Below are 26,074 nucleotides of genomic sequence, written 5' to 3'. Positions count from 1 at the left end.
CTCGCGGTGGTGCTCACCCCGGACTCGGGTCCCGCGGCGGAGGTCCGTGCGGGCCTGGCGATGCAGCGGGTTCTGTTGACCGCGACCTCGGTGCGCGTGGCGACGTCGTTCCTGTCCCAGCCGTTCGAAGTGGCTTCGACACGAGACGGGATCACCGAGCTGTTCCGTCCGTTCGGCCGTCCGCACACCGTGCTGCGTCTGGGCTACGGCTACTCGGCCGCGTCGTGGACGGGCCGCCGTCCGGTCCACGACGTCGTGGTGCCCGCCGGAAGAAGAGGACGCGATGGAGGATGGCGATGACGAGGTCACCGCACGGAGAATGGACACTCGGGGACATCGAAGTGCTGGCGAGGGCGGTGGTGCGTGCTCCGTCGGTGCACAACATCCAGCCGTGGACGCTGGAGGTCGGTGACGACGAGCTGTTCCTGCGTGAACGCCGTGATCTCGCGTTGCCCGAGCATGATCCGCGGGGCCGTGATCGGCTCGTCTCGTGCGGGGCGGCGCTGGCGAACCTGGAGCTCGCGGTGCGGGTGCTGGGCCGCCGGCTGCGCACGGAGACGTTCCCGGATCCCCGGCAGCCGGAACTCGTGGCCGTCCTGCGCCCGGATGGTGCCCGGCCGCCGGACGCGGGGGAGCTGCACCGGTTTTCCGCGATCGCGCGGCGTCGTAGCCATCGACAGCGTTTCTCGGCTCATCCGGTGTCGGCATACGCGCTCGCGGAGATCGTGAACGCGGGGGAAGTGGGCCGGGTGCAGGCGCGGCCGGTGACCGGTGAGCGCGAGCTGTCGGAGCTGGCGGACTTGCTCGAGTTCGCCGCGGAGGCTTACCAGCACGATTACGGCTATCAGCGTGAGCTGGCATTGTGGACGATCCACGACGAATATTCCCACCGGCATGGTGTGGGTATCGCGGGTAGCTGCCTGCCGCCGTCGACGTTGCCGTGGGCGGGGCTGGTGCGGTCGGCTACCGCATTGCCGGACCGTGCGGTGCTGCGGCGGAGGCTGGCCGACGAGACGTTGCTGGTGTTCATGACCGTCGACGACGCGCCTGTCGATCATCTGCACGCCGGTGTCGCCCTGGAGAACTCCTGGCTCGCGGCTGTCGACGGCGGGCTCGTCGCGTCGGTCCTGACTCAGCCGTTGCATCTGCCCGAGGTGCGTTCGGCGCTGTGTGAAGACCTGGGACTCACCGGTTTCCCGCAGGCGCTGATGCGCGTAGGACACCCGTTGGGCGACGTCGGCCAGAGCCCGCGCCGCGCCATCGACGAAGTCCTGCGGAAGGCCGCCGTTTCACCGGCTAGAACAGCCCCATCCCGAACGCGGTGACTGCCACGACGAACAAGGCGACCTGGTGGTACATCTCCGGCAGCCGGAGTTTCAGACAGGTGGTGACGAGGCCGTCCTCGCGGTCGTGCAGCGCGGTCTCGGCCCGCAGGGCGACCATGGCGATCGGGTAGACGTGCCCGATGATCAGCCGGCCCGCGAACATCATGGCCGCGGGCACGGTTGCCGCGATGAGGAGCATGATCGCTTTTCCCTGTGCGAAGCCATAGGCGACCAGGGCCGAGTCCAGCGCGATGAGAAAGCCGGTCAGCCGGACCAGCAGTGTGGTCTGATGGCGGACGGTCTCCAGGGCCTGTCGTAGTTCGAAGCGCAGGTAATCCTCGGATGTGCCGTGTTCTCCGGTGCCGGCCACGAGACTCCAACCCCCGCAAGGCACCCGCGATGACGCTGCCCGGCGAGATCTTCCACCAGCGCCACCCTTCCGCGCCCTATGCGACCTGGGACATGATCCGCCACCGAGTAGTACACAGTGGACACACGAAGGCGCGGGCAGGGGCGACGGCGGAGCACGCGCCGGGCCGAGTCCTCAGATCCGGTTGCGGGCGATGAGCTGGGCGGCGATGACGTTGCGCTGGATTTCGTTGGTGCCTTCACCGACGATCATCAGCGGGGCGTCGCGGAAGTAGCGTTCGACGTCGTATTCCTTGGAGTAGCCGTAGCCGCCGTGGACGCGGACGGCGTCGAGGGCGACCTGCATCGCCGACTCGGACGCGAACAGCTTGGCCATCCCGGCTTCCATGTCGGCGCGTTCGCCCGCGTCGAGGCGTTCGGCGGCGTCGAGCGTGAGCAGCCGTGCGGCGCGCATTTTCGTGGCCATGTCGGCCAGGAGATTGCCGACGGACTGGTGTTTCCAGATCGGCTTGCCGAAGGATTCCCGTTCCTGCGCGTACTTCACGGCGTCGTCCAGCGCGGCTTGCCCGACGCCCAGCGCGCGGGAGGCGACCTGGATACGGCCGACCTCCAGCCCTCGCATCATGTGTCCCCAGCCCTCGTTCGGGCTGCCGCCGAGCACGGCGTCACCGGGTACGGACACGCCGTCGAAGACCAGTTCGCACGCCTCGACCCCGCGATAGCCGAGCTTCGGGAGTTTTTTCGAGATGGTCAGGCCGTCACCGGGTTCGACGAGCAGGACGCTCATGCCGCGGTGGGCGGGTTTCACGTCGCGGTCGGTGAGGCACAGCAGGCCGATCAGCCCGGAGTGCGCGGCGTTGGAGATCCATGTCTTCGAGCCGGTGACGGACCAGCCTTCGCCGTCGGGGGTGGCGTGAGTGCGCATGGCCTGCAGGTCGCTGCCGCCGCCGGATTCGGTGAGGGCCATGGTCGCGCGGATGGTGCCTTCGGCCATCTTCGGCAGATACTTCGCGCGCTGCTCCGGCGTCCCGAAGGTCTTGATCAGGTAGGTGATCACGGAGTGGCCGCCGATCGCCCCGGCCAGGCTCATCCACCCGCGCGCAAGTTCCTCGGTGACCCGGGCGAAACACGCGGTGCTGACATCGACACCGCCGTACTCGGCCGGTGCGAGGAGTCCGAAGAAGCCGAGTTTCTTCATCTCGTCGATGAATTCGGCGGGGTAGATGTCGTCGGCTTCGAATTCGCGGACACGCGGGCGAACCCGTTCGTCGACGAATTCGGCAACCAGGGCCACCATCTGCTTCTCGTCGTCGGTGAGCGTCATGCTCGCATCCCTTCTCGTTGCCGCGGGAGGCGAGCACCAGCGCACCTTGCACCGGGCGAGCGCGTCGACGTCGGCCGGGTCGTCATCGCCGGGCCCTGCGGATCAGGCCGCCGCCGATGATCAACCGCTGGATTTCGCTGGTGCCTTCGTAGAGCCGCAGCAGGCGCACGTCGCGGTAGATCCGCTCGACCGGGACCTCGCGCATGTAGCCGCTGCCGCCGTGGATCTGCACCGCGAGGTCGGCCACGTTCCCGGCCATTTCGGTGCAGAACAGTTTCGCCGCCGACGGCCCGAGCCGCCGGTCCTCTCCGGACACGTAGCGCGCCGCCGTCTCCCGCACCAGGGCGCGTCCCGCCAGCACGCCGGTCTGCTGGTCGGCCAGCATCGCCTGCACCAGCTGGAACTCGCCGATCGGCGTGCCGCCCTGGGTGGCTGTCGCGGCGTAGGCGACGGATTCGTCGAGCGCGCGCTGCGCGGTGCCGACCGCGAGGGCGGCGATGTGGACGCGGCCGCGGGCCAGCGACGTCATCGCGGCGCGGTATCCGGCGTCCTCGTCACCGCCGACCAGGCTCGACCCCGGCACCCGGACCCCGGCGAACGAGACGGTGGCGGTCCAGGCACCTTCCTGGCCCATTTTCCTGTCCTTGACGCCGACTTCGAGGCCGGGCGCGTCCGCCGGGACCAGGAAGACCGCGATGCCGGTACCGGACTCGCCGGCGGGCCGGGTCCGGGCGAACACGACGAACAGACCCGCGATGGGAGCGTTGGTGATGAAGCACTTTTCGCCGTCGATCACCCAGTCGTCACCGTCCCGGACGGCCTTGGTGCGCAGTCCGGCCGGGTTCGATCCCGCTCCCGGCTCGGTGAGCGCGAAGGACGCCACCACCTCACCCGAGGCGATGCGCTCCAGCCACTGTGCCTTCTGCTCGGCGGTGCCGAAGTTCACCAGCACCTGACCGGCGATGCCGTTGTTGGTGCCGAACATCGAGCGCAGGGCGAGCGACGTGTAGCCGAGCTCCATCGCCAGTTCGACGTCCTGCGTCAAGTCGAGGCCGAGCCCGCCCCATTCCTGGGGGATGGCGTAGCCGAACAGGCCCATCTCCGCCACTTGCTCGCGCAGATCGCCGGGGATCGCGTCGCGGTCCATGATCTCCTGCTCACGCGGGAGCACCTTCGCACGGACGAAGTCGCGCACCAGCTCCAGAATCGGCCGGAAGTCCTCGGGGGTCACCGCTGCTGCCATGTCCTTCACTATGGACCGCGCCGCCGATAGTGAAAATACTTGATCGGAAATCACGAACGTGGTCACACGATCCGGCCGGTCCGCCGGTAAGTCATGAGTAGCTGTCCGCGCCGGAGGTGGTTGTCGCCGGACCCGAGCAGGTGTTCCGGAGCGCGACGGTCAATGCCTGCCGGTGGAGAGCGTCGAGGCGCTGCTGGATCTCGGCGGAGATCTTCGCGACCGAAGCGTCGATTTCGCAAGTGAGTGTGGGCTGCCGGACGGAAGCCGTCGCCGCCAGCTGCTCGATGATCCCCGTCGTGATCCGGTCCAGCTGGGGCCGGACCTCGGTGGCCAGATCCGGCCGGTGGGTGGGGCGAAGTTCCGGATGTGCGGTCCACAGCGCGTAGAGGCCGCGCTGCACGATCTTGTTCGCCTCGATCTGGTCCTGGAAGAACCGGACACTCGCCGCCGGATCGATCCCGGCGGCGAGCGACAACTGCCGGACCGAGTCGAGGACCTTTTGCTCCCGCACCGGGTCGTCGATCGGCTGATCCGTACCGAACTTCGCCGCCGCGACCTTGTCGCCGAGCAGGATTCGCCGCACCGCCAGATCCGTCAACGCACCCAGCGGCCCCCACGCCCGGAGCGTCGGAGCCGGCACGGGCGTGGGCACGGTGGCCGAGGCCTCCGAAACACCACCGAGCAGCAATGCGCCGATCATCGCGGACACCACCAGCGGACGGGTCAAACCTCGCACACCAGACATCGGGCCATCCTTCCGGAGTTGGACTACGTTCCCGCGTGCCAGTCAATCGCGAGAAACTGCCGCGAACCACCCCCGTCATCTTCGCCGAAGCCGGCAGGCGGCCGGGACCCGGCAGCCCGGGGCCGTCGCCCGGCCGAGTGCGGCCGATGTCCGTTGTGGACGTTCGCCGTAGATGGTCTCGCAGACGTCCTGATCTCCGGTGGGCCTCGACGGAGTGCGCGGATCACGGCCGCTTTGCCGGCGACAGCGCGTCCGTGCCCGCCGCGGTGACGGTGATGCCGACGTCCAGGGCGCCGAGGCCGGGCTGGGTGGCGATCAGGCCGCGGCCCCTCAGCCCGTCGAGCACCTCGGCCGTCCACTGGGGCACCACGCCGGCTTCTGCCCCGTCCGGGCCGCGCCAGCGGTAGCCTGCCGGGCCGCCCCACGTGCCGCGGTGGAAGAGCACCTCGTCGGCCGCCACGTAGCGCAGCGCGTCGAGTTCCTGGTCGTTCATGTCGCACCTCGTTGTGCTCCATGGCGCGGCGGGGCCGCGCGTGGCGGTCGAGCGGGCGTCCCCGCGGTCGCGGGCAGGGACGCCGACAGGTTTCGGGACGCTGTCGGACACTATGATCACGTGTCCGAAGAGGACGGAACATCCGGACAATTACGTAGATCGCTCCCCGAACCGGTGTTTACGTCGGATTCCGTACCTACGCACTTGCCGCGCCGCCACCCTCGCCGGGCTGGGCCCGGCACGGCTCGGCGACGCCCGCACCATCGCCGCCGCACTCACCCTCCGCGAACTCGGCCACCAGTGACCATCCGTCCACAATGGAGCGCCGCGAGGAGCGCGCCGGGTGCTGGCCGGTGAAGAAGAACCGGAAACTCCCGATCGTCTGGGCCCGTCCCACGGCCAAGCGGTGGCGCGGCCTTTCGCCGGCGCCACCGCGTGGCTGCTTTCAGCAGGACAGGCCGCTCCCGGAGAGCGGGTCCCGCCCGCGGGTACGGGATCGGCTCAGACGAGCAGGACCCGGCGCCCCCGCGTGTGTCCCGCCTGGCTGTCCGCGTGCGCCGCCGCGGCCTCGGCGAGCGGGTACGACTGGCCGACCGGGATGTGGAGCTTCCCGCGTGAAATGAGGTCGACGGCTTCGGCGAGCGCTTCGGGCATGTTGCCGCCGACGCCGGCGAATCGGATACCCAGCATCGGCGCCTCGAGGTCGGCGATGGTGATCACCTTGTCCGGGTCCCCGGTCAGGTCGAGGAGCCCGCGGATGACGCCTTTGCCGTTGAGATCCAGAGCGGCGTCGACCTGGCCGAGCTGACGTACCCGATCGACCCAGCCCGGGCCGTAGGTGGTGGCGAGGGCGCCGAGGCCGCGTACGTAGTCCTGGTTCGCGGCCCCGGCGGTGCCGATCACCGTGATTCCCCGGTCGCGGGCGATCTGCAGCACCGCCGACCCGACTCCGCCGGCCGCTCCGCTGACCAGCAGCGTCTGTCCGGGCTGGACGCCGACCATGCGGATGATCCGAAGCGCGGTCTCGACCACCGACGGGTATCCGGCCGCTTCGGCGAAGGTCAACCCGCCGGGTAGGCGTGCCCAGGAGGAGAGGACGGCGAACTCGGCGTAGGTGCTCGAGCCCCGGCCGAACACGGAGTCGCCGACCTCGATACCGGTGACGCCGTCGCCTACCTCGTCCACCACGCCCGAAGCGTCCTGGCCGACGCCGGCGGGCAGCGGGATCGGGCGGATCCGCTGGAACTGGCCCTCGCGAACCCGCCAATCGTGCGGGTTCACGCCGACCGCCCGCACGGCGACGCGTATCTGGCCAGGGCCGGCGTGGGGCTCGGCCACCTCCGTCAGTTCCAGGACGTCCGGACCGCCGTACTCGGCGAAGCGCATTGCTTTCATGGTTCCACCTTAAGACTAACGGTTAGTGTTTTGTAACTGCATCTATCATGGAACTGATAGCGCATGAGGGATCGGCTCAGACGCTGAGCCGGGCGGCGTCGGCCTCGGTGACGGAGACCTCCAGCGCGGCCGGATGCAGCTCGATCGTTTCGGGGGCACCGTCGACGAGGTCGAGCAGCCGGGGCAGGTATCGGGTCAGCACACCGGTGTTGTGGGTGTCGAGGGCGGCACGCGAGGGGTACTTTTCGACCACGGTCACCCGCAGCGGGTCGGAGTCCGGCTCGACGTAGAAGGCGTAGCGCAGCGTGTCGGGTTCGCCGCGCAGTACTTCGGGGACCAGTTCGGAGAACAGCGCGAGCATCTCGGGGCCGCGCCCCGGCTTGGCCTGGAGACGGGCGATGACGACGATCTCGGGCAACGGGGCTCCTCGCGGTAGTGGTGGTGGTGGGTGCTCATGCGCCGAGTACCGGCAGGTGCAGCGAAGAGGGCGCCGGTCCGCCGTGGTGCACGGTGTGCTGTGCGGTGACCGCCTCGTCGAGGGTGCCGAACTCCGGAACGGCGCGGGTGTGCAGATTGCGGCTGTAGCGGGGGAAGCTGAACCCGGCGATCTGCACCCGGATGCGGTGGCCGCGGCGGAACCGGTGCGCGACGTCGTGCAGGGTGACCGTGACGCGGCTGGGCTCTTCGGGGTCGAGCCAGTCGGTGTCGCCGCCGTTGCGGTAGCGGGCGCGCTGCGCGCCTTCGGCGACGTTGAGGGCGAAGCCGCCGGGTTCGACGTCCACGAGGGTGACGCACAGATCCGCGTCCGGCGCGGTGCTGGTGACGAACGCGACCAGCTCGGGCTGTCCGGCGATCGTCACGTCCTCGGCCAGTGGAGCGCTTGTGTAGACGAGCAGGTCGCCGCGCCCGTCGACCGCGCGCTGATCCTGGATGCCTCCTGGCGCCGCGGCGGGTTCACCCTCGAACATGATCACGCCGCCGTGGGTGGGGAAGGGGTCGTGCGGGTCGGCGGTGAACGTGTCGGAGCCCGCGGTCGTGATGTGTTCTTCCGTGTGCGTCAGCAAGCCGTCGCCGTCCGCCGTCCGCGCGTCGCCGCCGGAGGAGAGTGCCCACTGCTCGACGGTCGCCGCGGGTGGCCACGCGGGGGCGTGTGCCCAGGTGTCCGACCCGCCGACGAAGTAGGCGACCGGTCCGGGGCCGGACAGGTATGGCGCGGCCGCGGGGTAGGCCGAGCCGTCTCCGCCGCGCAGGTGGCGGTCGAAGAACGCGGCGAGCACCGGGCTCCAGGTCGGCACGCCGGCCGCGGCGTTGGGCAGTACCCGCGCACCGACGTCGCCGAACGCGCTGTAGGTGCTCATGTGGGTCCACGGCCCGGCGATCATGCTCGCCCGCTCGTTGCCCGCCAGCCGGGTGGCCAGCCGGAACTGGGTGGGGCTGGTGAAGTCCCGGTACCCGGTGACCTGCAGGAACGGGATGGTGATCCGCTCGGGCTCGGTGAGCAGGGTGGGCCGGTCCCAGAACGGGTCGTGCGGTGACCGCAGCCAGTCCGTCCAAAAGGGAGCGATCCGGGGATCGTCGAGCGGGGCGATGCCGGTCAGGGGCAGCCGGCCCACGGTGGCGCGGCGGTCGGCGAAGGCCTCGCTCAGCTGCTTGAGCGCGCGCTCCTGTTCGGCCGCGCTCAGCGAGGTGTGGTCGAGGCCCTCCAGGGCCATGCCGAGTCCGTACAGGGTCAGGAAGCTCAGTTCGAACGGCCCGCCGGGGCGGGCGGTGTGGGCCATGTCGGCGGTGCCGATCAGCGCGACCGCCGCCTTGAGGCGTGGATTGCGGGCGGCGACGGCCTGCAGCACGGTCATGCCGAGGTAGGACGAGCCGTAGATCCCGACGTTGCCGTCGCTCCAGGGCTGTGCCGCGGCCCAGTCGACCGCGTCGGAGGAGTCGTTGTACTCCTGGGTGATGAAGCCGAACTCGCCGCCGGACCCGAACCGGCCGCGGGTGTCCTGCACGAGCACCGCGAAGCCCTGCCGGGCCAGCCACACCGGGTCGGCCACCAGCGACGAGACCCGGAAGACACCCGCGCGGTCGTAGGGGGTTCGGTGCAGCAGCACCGGCCAGCGGCCGTCCTCGTCCGGGCGGTACAGGTCGCCGGTGAGCGTGACGCCGTCCCGGGTCGTCATCTCGATGCCGGCGTCGATGCGGGGTTGGTACATGTTCGCTCCTCCAAGGGAAACAAGGGAAACAAGGGAAACAAGGGAAACTCTGCCGTCGAGTCGTGCCTGCCGGGCGGGAGTGCGTCGGCCGTCGTCACGGGCCGGGTCCGCGGGGCCTGACGGGACCGAACGTAGCACTAACGGTTAGCTCATAGCAACGGTTAGGGTTTTGTGTCTGATAGCATCAGCGGGTGACCGCACCGACCGGACGCCGCGAGCGCAAGAAGGCCGCGACTCGTCAGAAGATCGCCGAGACCGCCCTCCGGCTGTTTCTGGAACGCGGATACGACGCGGTGGGTATCCGCGACGTGGCCGCCGAGGCCGACGTGGCCGTCACCACCGTCTTCTCCCACTTCGCCTCGAAGGAGGCTCTGGTTTTCGAGCAGGACCAGGACTTCGAGCACCGCCTCACCCAGGCGGTCTCCGACCGGGCGCCGGACGAGCCGCTCATTCCCGTGCTGCGCCAGGAGATCCTGGCGATGGTGCGGCATTGCACGGGCGACGGCGCGGCGCCGCTCTGGCGCATGATCGAGGGCTCGCCTGCCTTGCGGCAGTACGAGGAGTCGATGCGGTTGCGTCATGCGGAGTCACTGGCCGCGGCCATCGCCGCCGATCCCGGTCTGCCCCAGAGCACCACCGCCTGCCGCACGATCGCGAGGTTCGTGATCGACGCCTACTCGGTGGCTCGCGAGGCGGCCGACCCGGATGCCACGGTCGACGAGATCTTCCCGATGATCGAGGCGGCCTGGGCCGTCACTCGCCGTTCGTGACCTTGGCGGGAAACGGTTCCTCCAGGTGCTGTCACGGCGGCGCGGCCGGGCCGCCACCACGGCGTGAGCACGACGGTGCGTGGTTCAGCCGAACCGGTTCGGGTCGGTGAACCCCAGCGCGCACACCGGATCCCGGCCGAGCACCAGATCGGCGAGCACGTCACCGATGCCCGTGGCGTGCTTCGCCCCGTGCGCGTTGCAACCGCCCGCGATCACCAGGCGAGGGTCGCGGCGTGGCCGTCCGAGCACGAACTGCCCGTCCGGCGTCCGGCTGAACATGCACACCGCGACCTTCGCCGGTACGGGGTCCAGCCCTGGCAGCACTTCGGGCAGCAGGGGAGTGAGCGCCTGCCAGTCCGAGGCGGACACCGAGCGATCCTCGCCGTCCAGGTCGAAGGGGCGCGGATCGTCCCCGCCGTCCTCCAGCCCGAGCTTGACCTCGTGTTCGCCTTCCCTGCCGTTGCCCCAGAGGACGCGGCCGTCGTCGAGCTGCCGCATGAACACCGGGAACCGGTGCAGCGCGAACGGCTCCCGGTCGCCGTCCGGGGCGAACCAGTTGATCGGCATCCGGATGGCGTCCAGTGGCAGACCGGGAACCAGGGTGGGCAGCCACGCGCCTGCCGTGACCACCACCTGACCGGTCCGGAACGTCCTGGCCGGTGTGTGCACCAGGACGCCACCGGGGATCAGCTCGATGCCGGTGACCGTGGTGTGCGGATGGATGCGCGCGCCACCGGCCTCGGCCAGCCGGACGGCGGCGCGGACCGCGGCCTCCGGGCGGAGGATGCCTGCCGAGGGTTCCCACACTCCGATGTGGTCCGGGTGCAGGCCGGTGTGCTGCGGGTACCGTGCCCGCAGGTCGGCGGCGGCGAGCCGTTCGACGTCGACACCGTGCTCGGCCGCGGCGCGCAGGGTCCCACCGACCGTCTTCCCGTCCTCCGGGCCGATCAGCAGGCCGCCGACCGGATGGAAAAGATGGCTGCCCGCACTGGTTTCCAGTTCCCGCCACAACGCGAGCGAGCGTCTGGCCAGCGGCACCAGGCCGGGGTGTTCCAGGCAGGTGATGCGAAACATCCGGCTGCCGCCGTGGGACGAGCCGAACGCGTGGCCGATCCCGTGCCGTTCGACGCCGATCACGTCGACGCCACGCTGACGCAGCCGCCACAGCGCGGCCGAACCCCATGCGCCGAGCCCGATCACCAGCACGTCGGCATCCTGCCGGGTCATCCGCGCCGTCCTTCCGTTGCCGGCTCGGGGCACTACCCGGCCTGCCTGCCGGCGATTCCCCAGTGCGACGCCGGGATTCCTTCCAGTACCACCCAGGTCTGCTCACGGGCGTCCGGGCCGAGCGCGGCGCCCACCGCTTCGGTGAGCCGCTCGATCAGTGTCCGCTCGGTGTCCTCGGTCAGCCTGCCTTCCAGCAGCTTGACGGTGATCAGCGGCATGGGATCCTCCTTGGCCGGCGGGACGGACGTGGCACGGAACCGGCGAGCTCCCGCAGGCTGTCGTCCAGCACGTCCAGCAGGTAGCGCACCTGGTCGTCGGTGAGCTCCGGGTGGCACGGCAGGTTCACGTGCTGCTCGAACCAGAGACGCTCGGCGACCGGGCACTCGCCGTCGCCGTGCCCTCGGTGCCGCCACTCCGGAGTGAGGTGCAGCGGGAAGTACCGGAGCTGGATCTCCACTCCGCGCCGGTCGAGTACCCGGATCAGTTCGTCCCGGATCTCCCTCTCCGCGACGAAGAACGTGTAGAGGTGACAGGCGTGCCGGACACCACCGGGGGTGGTGGGCACCCGGACGAACGGGTACCCGCCGAGCACGTCGTCGATCCGGGCCGCGATGGCCCGGCGCCGCTCGACCAGCGCGTCGAGCTTGTCCAGCTGGGCGAGGCCCACCGCGGCCGCCGCCTCGGACAGGGTCGCGTTGGTGCCCGCCCGGCGGATACCGGTGCAGGAATGCCGGTAGACGTCGGCGGAGTACTTCATCCACGGCAACGCGACCGGGGGGTCGGCAGGCCAGGGGGCGGAGCTGAACGTGCCGTCGATCTCGTTGGAGCGTAGCCGTTCGAGCCGTTCCGCCCAGTCCTCCCGGTGACAGGTGATCATGCCGCCTTCGCCGAGAGTGGTGATGTTCTTGGAGCTGTGGAAGCTGAAACAGCCGAGGTCGCCGAGTGCGCCCGGACGCCGGGCGTGGTAGGCGGCGCCGAGCGCGTGCGCGCAGTCCTCGACCACGGTGATGCCCCGCGGCCGCGCCAGCGCCATGATCTCGTCCATCCGCGCCGGGTACCCGCCGAAGTGCACCAGCAGGATTGCCTTGGTGCGGCGGGAAAGGAGCGGACGCAGCGCGTCCGGGTCGAGGTTCAGCGAAACCGGGTCGATATCGCAGAACCGGACGTCGACGTCGTAGTCCAGCAGCGGCTGAATGGTGCCCTGGTAGGTCTGCGGGGTCACCACGACCTCGTCGCCCGGTTCCAGGTCGAGCAGGTGGATGGCGAGCTCCAGCGCGACGGTACCGCTGGTCACCGACACCGCGTGCCTGCTTCCGATGTGCGCGCGGAACCGCTCCTCGAACCGGGTCCGCCAGCCGCCCTGCGACAGTGGATCACCGGACTGGACGACCTCGGTGAGCGCGGCCAGGTCGGTGTGGTCGAGCACGCTGCCTCGGCGAGCCCAGGGTACCCGGTACCGGGAGTCCACTGTGGACTGTGGCGTCACCACGGGAAACGCCAGGCGGCACAGCGGGACTTCCTGGTGCGGTTCGGCTTCGCGCGTCTCGCCGTGGACGCTCGAGCCGGTCCGGACCCCGCTCGGGGCCGGCTGGGTGACCGTTGCCGCACAACGAACTCCTCGGGACGGGGCCGGAAGGTGCCGGCCGGACGAAACTCCTGCGGAAACCGGGCTCAGTGGCTACCGGCCTTGGCGGTCAGCCTGGCCGCCAGCGCCTTCTTGTCGATCTTGCCGAGACCGGTGAGCGGGAACGAGTCCACGACCTCGATCCGGTCCGGCAGCTTGAACTCCGCGAGCCCCCTGGCGAGCAGGAACCTGGTGATCTCGGCCAGGGTCGGTGCGGTGTTCGCCGCGATCAGGTAGGCATGGGTTCGCTCGCCGAGCACCTCGTCGGGGGTGGCGACCACCGAGGCCTGGCGGATGCCGGGGTGCGCCATCAGGTGGGCCTCGACCTCCGGCGCGGACACCTTGTCGCCGCCCCGGATGATGACGTCCTTGCTCCGGCCCTCGACCACGATGTTGCCGTCCTCGGTGCGGCGAACCAGGTCGCCGGTGCGGTAGAAGCCGTCTTCGGTGAACGCGATGGCGTTGTGTTCCGGCGCGCGGTAGTACCCGCGCAGGGTGTACGGCCCCTTGGTCAGCAGCTCGCCGACCTCGCCGGTCGGCACCTCCCGGTCCGCGGAGTCGACCACGCGCAGTTCGTCGGCGGGGGAAAGGGGGCTGCCCTGCACGGTGAGCACCGTCTCGGGGGAGTCGTCCCGGCGCGTCATGCACAGCAGTCCCTCGGCCATGCCGAACACCTGCTGCAGCCGGCAGCCGAAGGCGGGTTCGATCCGGGCCGCGACCGAGGTGTGCAGTTTGGCACTGCCGATCTGCAGCAACTCCAGGCTGGACAGGTCATGTGCGGTCCACTCCACGGCTTCCAGCCACAGGTGCGCGATGGACGGCACGATCGAGGTGAACGTCGGCCGTTCGCGCTCCAGCAGGGCGAAGCACTCGTCCGGGCTCGGGCTGCTCGCCATGATCACGGTGCCACCGGCGACGAAGGTGCCGATGATGCCGGGGCAGCCCCAGGGGAAGTTGAACTCCACCGGGAGCACCGTCAGGTAACGGGAGCCGGTGTCCAGCTCACAGGCCTGTGCCGAAACCCTTGCCTGGTACAGATAGTCGTCGTGGGTGCGGGGGATCAGCTTGGGCAGCGCCGTGGTTCCGCCCGACAGCAGGAAGAACGCCACGTCCGCCGGGTCGGGGCCGGGGAGGGTGACCGGGTCGGCGTCGAGTCCGGAAAGCGCGGTGAACTCCTCGGCGGCACCGGCAACGATGACGTGCCGGAGCGAGTGCACCGACTCGCGTACGTCCCTGGCCAGGGCACGGTAGTCGAAGCCGTTGTGGGTGTCCGCGATGAAGTAGGCGACCGCGTCGGAGTGCGAGCACAGATGCTTGATCTCGTTGCCGCGGTGTGCGGGCAGGGCGAAGACGGGCAGCGCGCCGAGGCGGAACAGGGCGAAGCAGACGACCACGAACTCCGGGATGTTCGGGAGCTGGACGACGACCCGGTCGCGCGGGGCGATACCGAGCCCGCGGAGACCGGCGGCCAGCCGGTCCGCCCGCCGGTCGAGTTCGGCGTAGGTCAGCCGGGTGGTCTCGCCGATCAGCGCCTCCTTGCCGCCGAGGGTGGCCGCGCGCCGGCGCAGCAGATCGCCGAGCAGTTCCCCGCGCCAGTAACCGGCCGCGCGATAGCGTGCGGCGTCCTCGGCGGGGCATGGAACACATCCGTCAAGCATGGTGTGCTTTCCCTACTTTCTGCATCGCGGTGGCGCGGCGTCGCAAAATCGCCCGGCCGGCGTTCACAGTTGCTCGGAGGTGACCGGGAATCGGTAAGACATTGCCTTCGTGCACGGTTTCGGTGAGTGGCATTCGCCCGGAGTCGGCAAGGTATTTCAGATAATGGAATGCCGCTCGGCTGTTCCGGTACCACCGTTTGCGCGCGCGGGTTGCTCCGCTCGGGGCAAGGTTTTGCCTGTGGGCTGGCATTTTTGCAGGTGGTTGCCGGTGGTCGAGTATCGGATCGGCTCTTGTCCGCACACGAAGTCGTGGTTGGCAAAACTGTTGTGCTAACTGGTTGCGAACTGGTTGCGAACTTTTCGACAGGGTCGAACTTGCGGTTCGTGAATCAATTGTGTTAGGCAGGAACGGTAACGGCACCACGACCGATCGTGACTGTTTTCGTGTTCCAGGCCGCGTGCTGCCGCCCGTGTAGTGGGAGACCGAATATGGGGTGTTGTCGTGGATTTCGGTGTCAACCTGTTTCCCGTGCTCAGTCCCGCGGAGAAGAGTGCGAGTGACTACTTCGACGAAAGCCTCGGCATGGTCGGGCTCGCCGAACGGCTCGGCTTCGAACACGTGCAGATCGTCGAACACCATGGTTCGCCCTACGGTGGGTACAGCCCGGACCCGGTGACCTTCCTCGCCGCGGCGGCGCGGAGCACCAGCCGGATCAGGCTGGCCACCGGTGCGGTGATCCCGGCGTTCATCCACCCGGTGAAGCTCGCCGGCAAGCTGGCCATGCTGGACAACCTCTGTCACGGCAGGCTGGACGTCGGGTTCGGCCGGGCCTTCCTGCCCGACGAGTTCGAGCTCTTCGGGGTGCCGATGGCGGAAAGCCACGCGCGGTTCACCGAGGGCATCGAGGCGTGCCGGCGGCTGTGGTCCGAGCAGGACGTGGTCTGGGACGGCCCGTTCCACCGGTTCGGGCCGGTGACCCTGTTGCCGCGTCCGGTGCAGCGGCCGCACCCGCCGATCTTCGTCGCTTCCGCGACCAGCCCGGACACCTGCGCCGCGGCGGGGAAGGCGGGTCACTTCCTGCAGGCCGTCCCTTCGGTGACCACCACCGGGCGATTGCAGGAAATGCTCACCGCCTACCGCGAAGCCCGTGCCGCGGCCGGGCACGACCCGGCCGCCACGCGCATACAGATCAAGTACACCTGCTATCTGTCGGCCGACCGCGCCGAGGCACTGCGCACAGGCGAGACCTACGAACGCAACTACGTCGCCAAGATGGGGGAGGCGATCCGGTCCTGGGCCACCACCCGCAGCGCGCAGTACCCCGGCTACGAGAAGTTCGTGGACAAGGTCGCCGGCTACGACTTCGGCCGCTCCCTGGCCGACGACAAGGTGCTCGCCGGCACCCCGGACGACGTGCGCGGGCAGCTCGACCGCATCGCCGAACGGTTCGGTGACGACGTCACGGTGAGTCTCCAGTTCAACCCCGGATACCTGCCGGTCGGCCAGGCGCGGGCCGCGATGGAGATGTTCGCCCGGCACTTCATGCCGGTCTCGGCGGCCGTGCCGGTGCCGTGATCGCCGTCCGCTCCATCTCCGACCTACGCGAGGGGAACACGTGTCCGCCGGAAACCTTGATCTGGACCTGATCCGCCGGACGGTTGCGGAACTGCTGAACGTCGAGCCGGAAGTGGTCGGCGACGACGACCCGCTCATCGAACTGGGTATGGACTCCGTCAAGCTGATGCGCCTGGTCGGGCGCTGGCAGCGCGGCGGTGTGCCGGTCACCTTCAGAGAGCTGATCGAGCGGCGCACCATCGGCGGGTGGTGGGAGCTGCTCGCCGGGCGCCGGCCCGAGGAGGTCGCCCCACCGGCCACGGAACCGGTCGTCGAGCCGGGCGCACCGTTCTCGCTGACCGGGGTGCAACAGGCGTACTGGATCGGCCGTGGCGACGAGCAGCCGCTGGGCGGCGTCGGCTGTCACGCCTACATGGAGTTCGACACGTCTTCGATCGACCCCGTCCGGTTGGAAACGGCGGTACGCCGGTTGACCGAGCGGCACGGGATGCTGCGCGCGGTGTTTCTCCCGGGTGGCTACCAGCAGATCCTGCCGGAGAGCCGGTGGCAGGGACTGACCGTGCACGACCTGCGTGAGCTCGGTCCGCAGCGGACGGCGGCGCGACTGGAGCAGGTTCGTGACCGGTTGTCCCACCGGCGGCTGGCGGTGGAGTCCGGCCAGGTCTTCGACGTCCAGCTGGCGTTGCTGCCGGGCGCGGCCTGCCGGCTGTACGTCAGCATCGATCTGCTCGTCGCCGACGTGCTCAGCCTCCAGGTGTTCCTGCGGGACCTGGCGCGCTACCACGCCGATCCGGGCGCCACGCCGGCGCCCATCGACTACAGCCTGCCGCGGTATCTCGCCGAGCAGCAGGCGCTTCCGGCGGCGACCAGGGAACAGGCCGAGGAGTACTGGCGGCGGCGCGTCGCCGGGCTGCCGTCCGGGCCGCGGCTGCCACTGGCCGTCGACCCGGACACCGTGCGGCGGCCCCGGTTCACCCGCCGGGAGTTCCGGTTGTCCCCGGCGGATCTGGATCGCCTGCGCCGGCACGCGATCCGGCATGACGTGACGCTGGCTTCGGTGCTCGCCACCGCCTACGCCGAGGTGCTCGGCGCGTGGAGCGAGCAACCGCGGTTCCTGCTCAACGTCCCGCTGTTCGACCGCCAGGACACCCATCCGTCCATTCCGGACATGATCGCCGACTTCACCAGCCTGGTGCTGCTGGAGATCGATACCGGATCCGAGGAGTCCTTCAGTGAGCGGGTGCGTGGCGTGCAGTCCCAGCTGCACCAGGATCTGGCTCACGCGGGCTATTCCGGTGTCGAGGTGCTGCGTGAGATGGCCAGAGTGGACAGTGGGCAGGCGAGAACCGCACCGGTCGTTTTCGCCAGCAACCTCGGCGACGACTTCCTCGGACCCGAGTTCCGCGCCGAGTTCGGCGACCTGAGCTGGATGATCTCGCAGACGCCCCAGGTCTGGCTCGACCACCAGATCTATCCGATGGCGGGCGGGCTGCTGCTGAACTGGGACGCGGTGGAGCAGTTGTTCCCGCCCGGTGTGCTGGACGCGATGTTCGACGTCTACCGCCGGGTGATCCACTGGCTCTGCGACGGAGACTGGTCGGCACCGGCGCCGGTCGCCTTGCCGGAGGCGCAACGGACGGTGCGGGCCACGGTGAACACCACCGCCGCGCCGGAGAGCGAAGCCTTGCTGCACGAGGGTTTTTTCGCCATGGCGAAGTCCGATCCCGGTCGCACCGCGCTGCTGTTCGGCGATACCGGGCGGATGAGCTACGGCGAGCTGGCCCGGCGCGCGCTGAGTGTCGCCGGACGGTTGCGCCGGCACGGTCTCACCGGCCGCGACCCGGTCGTGGTCACGCTGCCGAAGGGACCCGACCAGATCACCGCCGTACTCGGGGTGCTCGCCGCCGGTGGGCACTACGTGCCGATCGGGGTGGACCAGCCACCGGCGCGGCGGGACCGGATTCGCGGCCGCGCCGGAGCCAGGCTGGTACTGACGAGCGAGGCCGGGCGGGCGGGCACGACATGGCCAGCCGGAGTCGAGGTGCTGACCGTTGACCAGACGATGACCGAGGAACCCCTTGCCGGGCCGGTTTCCGTACCACGGACCGATCCGGCGTACGTGATCTTCACTTCCGGCTCGACCGGCGAGCCCAAAGGCGTGCAGATCAGCCACCGGGCCGCGGTCAACACGGTGACCGACATCAACGAGCGGAACCAGGTCGGCCCGGCGGACCGGGTGCTCGCGGTGTCCGCATTGGACTTCGACCTGTCCGTGTACGACATCTTCGGTCTGCTCACCGCCGGCGGGGCACTGGTGCTGGTCGAAGAGGAGAACCGGCGGGAGGCGCGACGCTGGCACGAACTGGTCGAGCGGCACGGGGTGAGTGTGTGGAACTCGGTTCCCGCGTTGCTGGACATGCTGCTGGTGGCCGCGACCGGCCGGGAGCTGCCGGGTCTCCGGCTGGTGCTGCTGTCCGGCGACTGGATCGGGCTGGACCTGCCCGGCAGGCTGGCTGCCCAGACCGGCGGCCGCGGCAGGCTGATCGCGATGGGTGGCGCGACCGAGGCCGCGATCTGGTCCAACGCCTACGAGGTGGGCGAGGTTCCGTCGCGGTGGCGATCCATCCCGTATGGATTTCCGTTGCGCAACCAGCGATATCGGGTGGTGGACACCCAGGGCAGGGATCGGCCGGACTGGGTGGCGGGCGAGTTGTGGATCGGCGGCACCGGGGTGGCCGACGGCTACCGGGGTGACCCCGGGCTGACCGCCGCCCGATTCGTCGAGTACCAGGGGGATCGCTGGTACCGCACCGGCGATCTCGGCCGGTACTGGCCGGACGGCACCCTGGAGTTCCTCGGCCGGGCCGACCACCAGGTCAAGATCGGCGGGCACCGGATCGAGCTCGGGGAGGTCGAAACCGCGCTGGCCGCGCATCCCGAGGTACGGCACGCGGTGGTGGTCGTGGTGGGGCAGCGGGCGAAGCGGCTCGCGGCGGCGGTGGTGCCGCGTGGCGGCGCCGCCGGCGGTCCGGCCGGTCTCGTGGACTGGCTCGCCGACCGGCTTCCGGGCTACATGATCCCGGACACCGTGCTCACGCTGGACGAGCTTCCGTTGAGTGGCAACGGAAAGGTGGACCGGTCCGCGGTGGGGCAGCTGCTCGCCGGCGCGGGAGAACAGCGGCCGGACGCCAGCGGGCCACTGGACGGCCCGGTGGAGAAGGAGCTGGCCGGGCTGTGGGCGGAGCTACTCGGCGTACCGGGTGTCGGGCGGGACGAAGACTTCTTCCGGCTCGGCGGGAACAGCCTGCTCGCCACCAGGCTGGTGGACGGGATCGGCCGCCGGTTCGGCATCCGGGTCTCGCTGCGCGAACTGTTCGGGAGCCCCACTGTCGGCCTGCTCGCCACCCTGCTCGAGCGGCAGCTCGCCGAACTCGAAACCCAGGGACTTGAGGACGGAGAACTGTAGATGATCGGCGACCTGATCGCGGAGCTGACCGCCGCCGGGGTCACCCTGTGGACCGAGGACGGACGGCTTCGTTTCCGCGCGCCACGCGGATATCTGACGGCACAACGGCTGGACCGGTTGCGGGAGCACAAACAAGCCATTCTCGAGCACCTGCGCCAAACCGAGGCGAGTTCCTCGATCACGCCCGACCCCGGTGCGCGGCACGAGCCCTTCCCACTGACCGACGTGCAGTCGGCCTACCTGCTCGGCCGCAGTGACGCCTTCGACTACGGAGCCGTGGCCTGCCACGGCTATCTGGAATTCGCCTTCGCCGAGCTGGATCCGGTCCGGCTGGAGCCGGTGTGGCGGGACATGATCGCCCGGCACGACATGCTCCGCGCGGTGGTCTCCCCGGAGGGCTACCAGCGAGTGCTGGCCGAGGTACCGGCCTACCGGATCGAGGTCGAGGATCAGCGTGGCGAGCCGCCTGCCAGGGTCCAGCGGGCGATCGAGGCGACCAGGCAGCGGTGGTCGCACCGGGTCCGCCGCACCGACGAGTGGCCGCTGATCGACCTGCTGGTGACCAGGACCGACCGGCAGGACATCCTGCATGTCTCGGTGGATCTGCTGGTCTGCGACTACTTCAGCGTCCAGTTGCTGTTCGCCGAGCTGGCCAGGCGGTACGCCGGTGAGGACGTGGGCCAGGACCCGGAACCGACCTTCCGGGACTACGTGCTCGCCGAGCGCGGGCTGCGGGACAGCGCCGGTTACCGGGCGGACCGGGACTACTGGTGGCAGCGGATCGACCGGCTGCCGCCCGGGCCCGAGCTGCCCGTGCTGGAGCGCTCGGCGACCGACTCGCCACCGAGGTTCGCCCGCTGGGAGACCCGGTTGTCGAAGGCGGAGTGGGGCGAGCTCGGCCGGCGGGCCGCGGCACACGGGATCACCGTGTCCACCGCGGTGCTGGCCGCCTACGCCGAGGTGATCGGCCGCTGGAGCAGGCGATCGGCGTACACCCTCAACCTCACCCTGCTCAACCGGCTCCCGCTGCACCCGGACGTCGACCGGTTGATCGGGGACTTCAGCTCGGTGACCCTGCTGCCGGTGGACACCGCCGGCGGCGCACCGCTCGGCGAGCGGGCGCGGGCCATGCAGGCACAGCTCTGGTCCGATATGGACCATCGGTCGTGTTCCGGGGTGGAGGTGCTGCGGGAGCTCGGCAGGCGGCGTGGCCGGGACGCCGCGCTGCTGCCGGTCGCCTTCACCAGCACCCTCGGCGTCGGAGCCGAAAGCGGGGACGGCACCGGGCCGGCCGGCTTGATGCCCGGCGCGGAGCTGGTCTACGGCATCAGCCAGACACCGCAGGTGTGGATCGACTGCCAGGTGATGGAGGGCAAGGAAGAGCTGCTGGTCAACTGGGACGTGCGGGAAGGGGTGTTCCCGGACGGGCTGGTCGAGCCCGCGTTCGCCGCGTTCACCACGCTGCTGCACGAACTCGCCGCCGGGGACGACGCGTGGACGAGCAACGATCCGGTCCGGCTCCCCGCCGCACAGCTGGCCGTCCGCCAGGCGGTCAACGGGACCGCCGGGCCGTTGCCGGACGGGCTGCTTCACCACGAGGTCGTCGCCACGGCCCTGCGTACCCCTGATCGGACGGCGGTGCGCAGCACGCGGCGTGCCCTGACCTACCGGGAGCTGCTGGACCGTGCCGGCGCGGTCGCCGACGAGCTGTCCTCGGCGGGCTGCGAGCGGGGCGAGCTGGTGGCCGTGGTGATGGACAAGGGCTGGGAGCAGGTGGTCGGCGTGTTCGGCGTGCTGCTCGCCGGAGCGGCCTATCTGCCGATCGACACCAACCAGCCGCCGGCCCGCCGCGACGCCATTCTGCTCGACGCCGGGGTTCGCCGGGTGCTCACCCAGCCGTGGCTGGCCGGCTCGCTCGGGTTGCCGGACGGTGTCCGGCATCTGACCGTCGAGGCGGAAGATCCGCCGGAACACCGGGTGCGCGCGGTTCCGGAACAGGCGGGGCCGGACGACCTCGCCTACGTGATCTACACGTCGGGTTCGACCGGACGGCCCAAGGGCGTCATGATCACGCATCGGGCCGCGCGCAACACCATCGACGACATCAACCGCCGGTTCGGCGTCGGCGACGGCGACCGGGTACTCGGTCTCGCCAACCTCGGTTTCGACCTGTCCGTCTACGACCTGTTCGGCCCGCTCGCCGTGGGCGGCTCCCTGGTCCTGCCGTCGGCCGGCCGACGGGGCGACCCGTCGCACTGGGCGGAGACGATCGACGAGCACGGCGTCACGCTGTGGAATTCGGTGCCCGCTCAGCTGCACATGCTCGGCCAGTACCTGGATTCCGGCCACCCGGCCGAAGGCGGTGGTGGTGTCCTGCCCACCCTGCGGCTGGCGTTGCTGTCCGGGGACTGGATCCCGGTCGGCCTGCCGGACGCGATGCGCCGCCGGCTGCCGGGGCTGAGCCTGGTCAGCCTCGGTGGCGCGACCGAGGCGTCGATCTGGTCGATCCACTACCCGATCGGCCAGGTCGACCCGGCATGGCGCAGCATCCCCTACGGCACTCCGCTGACCAACCAGAGCTTCCACGTACTGGACGAGGCCATGCGGCCGTGCCCGGATCTGGTGCCCGGCAACCTCTACATCGGCGGAGCCGGTGTCGCGTCGGGCTACCTGGGTGACGAGGAGAAGACCGGGGAACGGTTCGTGACCCATCCGGTCACCGGGGAGCGGCTGTACTCGACCGGCGACGTCGGCCGCTACCTGCCCGACGGTGTCATCGAATTCCTTGGCAGGGAAGACTTCCAGGTCAAGGTGCGCGGCCACCGGATCGAGCTGGCCGAGATCTCCTCGGTGCTGGCCGAGCATCCCGCCATCGCCTCGGCCGAGGTGCTGGTGGACGGGAGCGACGCGCTGGATCGTCAGTTGGTCGCCTTTGCCGAGACCGCGCGGAACCCGGAGACCACGCACGCCGTTCCGGATCTGAGGGCGGTGGCGGAGGCGGCAGGCGCGGAGCTGAGCACCCGCGTCGACGGCGAGGCGCTCACCGAAATCTCCGGGCTGGTGGAGCGGGTCGCGCTGGCTTCGATGGCCGACGCGCTGTGGCAGGCCGGGCTGTTCACCGACCCCGGCGTGGTACACGGGCTACCGGAGATCCTGACCGCGACCGGAGCGGCCGAGCGTAACCACCGGCTGATCCGGCGCTGGCTGAAGGCGTTGTCGAAGGAGGGCATGCTCGAGCGGGCCCCGGCGGGCTACCGCGATCTGCGGGCGCCCTCCCGTGCCGCGATCGAGGCGATGTGGCGGCGGATCGACGAACTGGAGCCGGTGGTCGACTGGGGCGTCGAACTGCTGCGTTATCTGCGGGTCGCCGAGCAGAACCTGCCGGAGCTGATCCGCGACGAACTCGACCCGTTGAGCCTGCTGTTCCCCGAGGGCAGGCTGGAGGTCGCCGAAGCGGCGTACCGGGAAAACCTGATCAGCGGCTACCTGAACCGGGTCGTGGTGCACACCGTCCGCCGGATCGCCGAGGGACGGAGAGGTGGCGCTCCGCTGCGGGTGCTGGAGATCGGCGCCGGCGTCGGCGGCACCAGCAACGACCTGATCCCCGCGCTCGCCGAGTTCGACGCCGACTACCTGTTCACCGACCTGTCCCAGTTCTTCCTGAACGAGGCAAGGCAACGGTTCGCCGAACAGCCGTGGGTGCGCTACGGGTTGTTCGACCTCAACGAGCCGTATCGGAGTCAAGGGGTCGCGCCGAACTCGGTGGACGTCATTCTGTGTGCCAACGTGCTGCACAACTCCAAGCATGCCGGGAACGTGCTGGCCCGGTTCCACGAAATGCTCGCGCCGGGTGGCTGGCTGGTGTTCATCGAGGCGACCAGGGACACCTACCACGCGATGGCCTCGATGGAATTCAAGGAGGGCCTGACCGACTTCGTGGATTTCCGGGCGGAGCAGGACACCACCTTCATCGGCCGCGAGCAGTGGCTGGAACTGCTGACCGAGGCAGGCGCGGAACCCGCCTTCTGCCTGCCGGCGCCGGACGACCCGTTGTCCCGGATCGGCCAGCACGTCTTTGCCGCACAGGTGAAAACCGGACGGATGCCGGTGACCGCGGCCGAGCTGACCGGACATCTCGACGAGCGGCTTCCCGACTACATGGTGCCGGCCGAGATCCAGGTGGTCGACTCGATTCCGTTGAGCGACAACGGAAAGGTCGATCGCCGGGCCCTCGCGGACTGGCTGCCGAAACACGTGGCGCGACAGCGGCCGGCCGGTGGCACCGCCCCGGTGGGCGCCAGGGAACGCGCGCTGGCCGAGGTGTGGTCGGAGGTGCTCCAGGTCCCCCAGGTGGGCCGGGACGAGAACTTCTTCGCACTGGGCGGCGACTCGCTCCTGGTCGCGCAGCTGATCGGGCGGGTTCGGGAGCGGTTGCCGGAAGCGGCCGGGCGCAAGTGGGACAACCTGCTGCGGCAGATGCTCAACCAGCCGACCATCGCCGCCACCGCGGCATACCTGAGCCGTGGTTCCGGCCAGGACGCGACCACGACGGGCTCGCTGATCCGGATCAACGACGTCGCCGGCGGCACGGCGATGGTGTTCGTGCACGACGGTGCCGGCACCATCGCGCCGTACCGGGCGCTGCTCGACGCGCTCGGCGACCACGGCCCGAGCCTGGGGCTGGCCCTGGCCGACATAGAGCCGTTCCTCGCCGCCGACCCCGGCGATCTGATCAAGCGACTGGCCGGCGATTACGCCACCGAGTTGCTGGCAGCGGGACACGACAAGGTGCGCGTCGTCGGCTACTGCATGGGCGGGCTGCTGGCGACCGAGCTGGCGAGCGAGCTGACCGAACAGGGTGCCACCGTCGAGAATCTCACGGTGATCAGCAGCTACCGGGTGCCGTTCCTGGTGGAAGACGATCTGCTCGCCGAGTACATCTTCGCCAGGGTGATGCGGGCCGACCCGGTCGCACTCGGTTATCCGGCCGACGAGGTCGCCATGCGGCAGACCATCGCGGCGGTGCTGGCGAAGACCCCCGGCAGGGTACCGGCCGGGACACTGGCCGAAGTACCGGAAACCGGCGAAGTGGCCGAAGCGGTCCGTGCCTTCCGCCGGCTCGCCGGGCGGGAGCAGTCCGAACGGCTGGCCGCGATCGGCGCCACGATGCGTTACGCGGGCTCGGAACTCGGCTCGGCGGAACGCGTCCGCGATCAGTACCGGGTGCTCAAGCACAGCCTGACCGCGGTCGCCCGGCACGACGCCACTCCCTACCGGGGACCGGTGACCTTCATCCGGCAGCTGGGCGAAACCCAGGTCCTGCCGGGCATGCGCAAGGACATGAGCACCTACTGGGAGCAGCTCTGCCTCGGCGAACTCCGCGTCGTCGATGTGCCCGGTGACCACTTCAGCTGCCTGCACCCGCCGAACGTCAGCTCGGTGTTCACCGCGTTGACCACCGACCGGGGGACCGGGCGGACGGTCGGGGCGCCATGACCCCGGGCCCGCTGGTCGGCCTGGTCGGCGGTTATGGCGCGGTGGGGCGAGCGGCGGCCGAAGCGCTCGCAGGGGGAGGACCGGGCCGGTCCGGCCCCATCCGGCTCCGGGTGGGCGGGCGCAGAGCCGACGTGGCACGGCGATTCGTGGACACCGTGCTGGCAGGCGAAGGAGAGGCTGTCCCGGTCGACGTGTTCGACCAGGACAGCGTGGCCCGGTTCTGCGCCGGCTGCGCGGTCGTGCTGAACTGCGCCGGCCCGTCCTACCGGGTGCTCGACCGGGTGGCGGGCCCGGCATTGGCGGCAGGCGCGGACTACGTCGACGTCGGTGGCGACGATCCGCTGCACGAAAAACTCACCGGCCGGGTGCCGGGCGGGCGGCGCGCGCTGCTGTCCGCCGGGATGCTGCCCGGCCTGTCCGCTCTGCTGCCCAAGGTCCTGGCCACCCGGTTCGAAGAAGCCACCGGGCTGACCGGCTACTTCGGCGGAATCGGGCGGTTCACGCGCAGCGCGGCGGAGGACTTCCTGCTCAGCCTCGGCAACGGGTACGGGACGGGGTTCGCCGAGTGGCGGGACGGGGCGGTGCGGCAGGGTTCGCTGACCGTGCTGGAGGACGTCGAGCTCCCGCTTTTTCCCCGCCGCGTCACCGCATACCCGTTTCTCAGCACCGAGCTACGGCGGCTGGCCGAACACCTCGGGCTGCGCGAGGCCCGCTGGTACAACGTCTTCGACGGTTCCGCCGCGCTGTCGATGCTCACCGGCTGGCAGGGCAGGGCGGCTACCGGGTCCGCGGACGACCATGCCGCTGCCGTTTCGCGGCTGGTCCGGGCCAGCGAAGTGGACGCCGCCGGCCGCGCCCCGTACCAGGCCATGTCGCTCCGGATGACGGGCTCGCGCGACGGCGTGGAACACACCGCCGACGCGGTTCTGCGAGCGGCCGACGGCTCCCGGCTGACCGGCACGGTCGGCGCGATCACCACGGCCGCGGCGCTGGCCGGCCGGGTGCCGTCCGGCCTGCACTACGCGGCCGACGTCCTCGATCCGGGCGCGGTGCTCGGCGAGCTGACCGAGGTGCTGCCCGAGGTGACACTGCGCGAGTTCCACGGCACACCGGCGTCCGGCGCGGTGTTCGACGAAGGACTGTTGTGACCGGACGA

Annotated in this window: 19 protein-coding genes and 1 pseudogene; 7 read left to right on the top strand and 13 right to left on the bottom strand. The window is 70.1% G+C overall.

Translation table 11 applies throughout. The features are described from left to right. Nucleotides 1-300 (top strand): annotated as a pseudogene (locus tag ACFW0G_RS10770) (hypothetical protein); the annotation flags it as partial. Beyond that, the gene (locus ACFW0G_RS10765; protein ID WP_378324749.1) at nucleotides 297-1,325 is read left to right on the top strand and encodes an Acg family FMN-binding oxidoreductase; all 1,029 of its coding nucleotides are present in this window, start codon (nucleotides 297-299) and stop codon (nucleotides 1,323-1,325) included. The pseudogene ACFW0G_RS10770 and the gene ACFW0G_RS10765, both read left to right, overlap by 4 nt. On the opposite strand, the gene ACFW0G_RS10760 is transcribed toward ACFW0G_RS10765, so the two are convergent. The 9 genes from ACFW0G_RS10760 to ACFW0G_RS10720 all read right to left on the bottom strand — a co-directional run bounded on the left by ACFW0G_RS10760 (nucleotide 1,297) and on the right by ACFW0G_RS10720 (nucleotide 9,101). Further along, a complete protein-coding gene (locus ACFW0G_RS10760) occupies nucleotides 1,297-1,695 on the bottom strand; it encodes a hypothetical protein (RefSeq protein ID WP_378324748.1) in 399 nt (132 codons plus the stop codon). The genes ACFW0G_RS10765 and ACFW0G_RS10760 overlap by 29 nt on opposite strands. Before the next feature lie 174 nt (nucleotides 1,696-1,869). Beyond that, a complete protein-coding gene (locus ACFW0G_RS10755) occupies nucleotides 1,870-3,018 on the bottom strand; it encodes an acyl-CoA dehydrogenase family protein (protein WP_378324746.1) in 1,149 nt (382 codons plus the stop codon). An 82-nt stretch (nucleotides 3,019-3,100) separates the two neighbouring features. Next, on the bottom strand, nucleotides 3,101-4,261 hold the full coding sequence (locus ACFW0G_RS10750) for an acyl-CoA dehydrogenase family protein (protein WP_378324745.1): 1,161 nt from the start codon (nucleotides 4,259-4,261) through the stop codon (nucleotides 3,101-3,103). A 91-nt stretch (nucleotides 4,262-4,352) separates the two neighbouring features. Further along, on the bottom strand, nucleotides 4,353-5,006 hold the full coding sequence (gene aroQ, locus ACFW0G_RS10745; protein WP_378324744.1) for a gamma subclass chorismate mutase AroQ: 654 nt from the start codon (nucleotides 5,004-5,006) through the stop codon (nucleotides 4,353-4,355). 223 nt (nucleotides 5,007-5,229) lie between these two features. Then, entirely contained in the window at nucleotides 5,230-5,499 is a 270-nt protein-coding gene (locus ACFW0G_RS10740; protein ID WP_378324743.1) for a hypothetical protein, read from the bottom strand. A gap of 196 nt (nucleotides 5,500-5,695) precedes the next feature. Next, on the bottom strand, nucleotides 5,696-5,896 hold the full coding sequence (locus tag ACFW0G_RS10735; protein WP_378324742.1) for a hypothetical protein: 201 nt from the start codon (nucleotides 5,894-5,896) through the stop codon (nucleotides 5,696-5,698). A 104-nt stretch (nucleotides 5,897-6,000) separates the two neighbouring features. Beyond that, nucleotides 6,001-6,894: an NADP-dependent oxidoreductase gene (locus ACFW0G_RS10730; protein WP_378324741.1), complete on the bottom strand. Its 894-nt coding sequence runs from the start codon at nucleotides 6,892-6,894 to the stop codon at nucleotides 6,001-6,003. 76 nt (nucleotides 6,895-6,970) lie between these two features. Further along, nucleotides 6,971-7,312 carry a putative quinol monooxygenase gene (locus ACFW0G_RS10725; protein WP_378324740.1) on the bottom strand — a complete coding sequence of 114 codons (342 nt, stop codon included), beginning with the start codon at nucleotides 7,310-7,312 and terminating at the stop codon, nucleotides 6,971-6,973. A gap of 34 nt (nucleotides 7,313-7,346) precedes the next feature. Beyond that, on the bottom strand, nucleotides 7,347-9,101 hold the full coding sequence (locus tag ACFW0G_RS10720; protein ID WP_378324739.1) for a CocE/NonD family hydrolase: 1,755 nt from the start codon (nucleotides 9,099-9,101) through the stop codon (nucleotides 7,347-7,349). A 191-nt stretch (nucleotides 9,102-9,292) separates the two neighbouring features. Here ACFW0G_RS10720 and ACFW0G_RS10715 point away from each other — a divergent pair, with 191 nt between their 5' ends. Beyond that, the gene (locus ACFW0G_RS10715; RefSeq protein WP_378324738.1) at nucleotides 9,293-9,871 is read left to right on the top strand and encodes a TetR/AcrR family transcriptional regulator; all 579 of its coding nucleotides are present in this window, start codon (nucleotides 9,293-9,295) and stop codon (nucleotides 9,869-9,871) included. Between the two features lie 84 nt (nucleotides 9,872-9,955). Here the strand turns inward: ACFW0G_RS10715 and solA are convergent, their stop codons facing one another. The 4 genes from solA to ACFW0G_RS10695 all read right to left on the bottom strand — a co-directional run bounded on the left by solA (nucleotide 9,956) and on the right by ACFW0G_RS10695 (nucleotide 14,380). Further along, nucleotides 9,956-11,098, bottom strand: coding sequence for an N-methyl-L-tryptophan oxidase (solA, locus tag ACFW0G_RS10710; RefSeq protein WP_378324737.1), 1,143 nt, complete (start codon nucleotides 11,096-11,098; stop codon nucleotides 9,956-9,958). A gap of 32 nt (nucleotides 11,099-11,130) precedes the next feature. Next, a complete protein-coding gene (locus ACFW0G_RS10705; RefSeq protein ID WP_378324736.1) occupies nucleotides 11,131-11,316 on the bottom strand; it encodes a 4-oxalocrotonate tautomerase family protein in 186 nt (61 codons plus the stop codon). Then, entirely contained in the window at nucleotides 11,307-12,587 is a 1,281-nt protein-coding gene (locus tag ACFW0G_RS10700; RefSeq protein WP_378324734.1) for a DegT/DnrJ/EryC1/StrS family aminotransferase, read from the bottom strand. The genes ACFW0G_RS10705 and ACFW0G_RS10700 overlap by 10 nt, the downstream gene beginning before the upstream one ends. 182 nt (nucleotides 12,588-12,769) lie before the next feature. Beyond that, nucleotides 12,770-14,380 (bottom strand): (2,3-dihydroxybenzoyl)adenylate synthase, encoded by a 1,611-nt coding sequence (locus ACFW0G_RS10695; RefSeq protein ID WP_378324733.1) that lies wholly within the window; start codon nucleotides 14,378-14,380, stop codon nucleotides 12,770-12,772. A 502-nt stretch (nucleotides 14,381-14,882) separates the two neighbouring features. Between ACFW0G_RS10695 and ACFW0G_RS10690 the strand changes: the two genes are divergently transcribed. Genes ACFW0G_RS10690 through ACFW0G_RS10675 form a run of 4 tightly spaced genes read left to right on the top strand, consistent with a single transcriptional unit; the run spans nucleotide 14,883 to nucleotide 26,066 of the window. After that, entirely contained in the window at nucleotides 14,883-15,956 is a 1,074-nt protein-coding gene (locus tag ACFW0G_RS10690; protein ID WP_378324731.1) for an LLM class flavin-dependent oxidoreductase, read from the top strand. A gap of 40 nt (nucleotides 15,957-15,996) precedes the next feature. After that, nucleotides 15,997-19,422, top strand: coding sequence for an amino acid adenylation domain-containing protein (locus ACFW0G_RS10685; RefSeq protein ID WP_378324730.1), 3,426 nt, complete (start codon nucleotides 15,997-15,999; stop codon nucleotides 19,420-19,422). Further along, nucleotides 19,423-24,918, top strand: a complete 5,496-nt coding sequence (locus ACFW0G_RS10680; RefSeq protein ID WP_378324728.1) for an amino acid adenylation domain-containing protein — start codon at nucleotides 19,423-19,425, stop codon at nucleotides 24,916-24,918. After that, nucleotides 24,915-26,066, top strand: a complete 1,152-nt coding sequence (locus tag ACFW0G_RS10675; RefSeq protein WP_378324727.1) for a saccharopine dehydrogenase NADP-binding domain-containing protein — start codon at nucleotides 24,915-24,917, stop codon at nucleotides 26,064-26,066. The genes ACFW0G_RS10680 and ACFW0G_RS10675 overlap by 4 nt, the downstream gene beginning before the upstream one ends. Nucleotides 26,067-26,074: the final 8 nt, after the last annotated feature.

The organism is Amycolatopsis sp. NPDC058986 (assembly GCF_042741125.1).
GTDB lineage: Bacteria > Actinomycetota > Actinomycetes > Mycobacteriales > Pseudonocardiaceae > Amycolatopsis.
The sequence above is the reverse complement of the archived record's forward strand: the minus strand, read 5'-3'. Positions and strand labels throughout refer to the sequence as shown.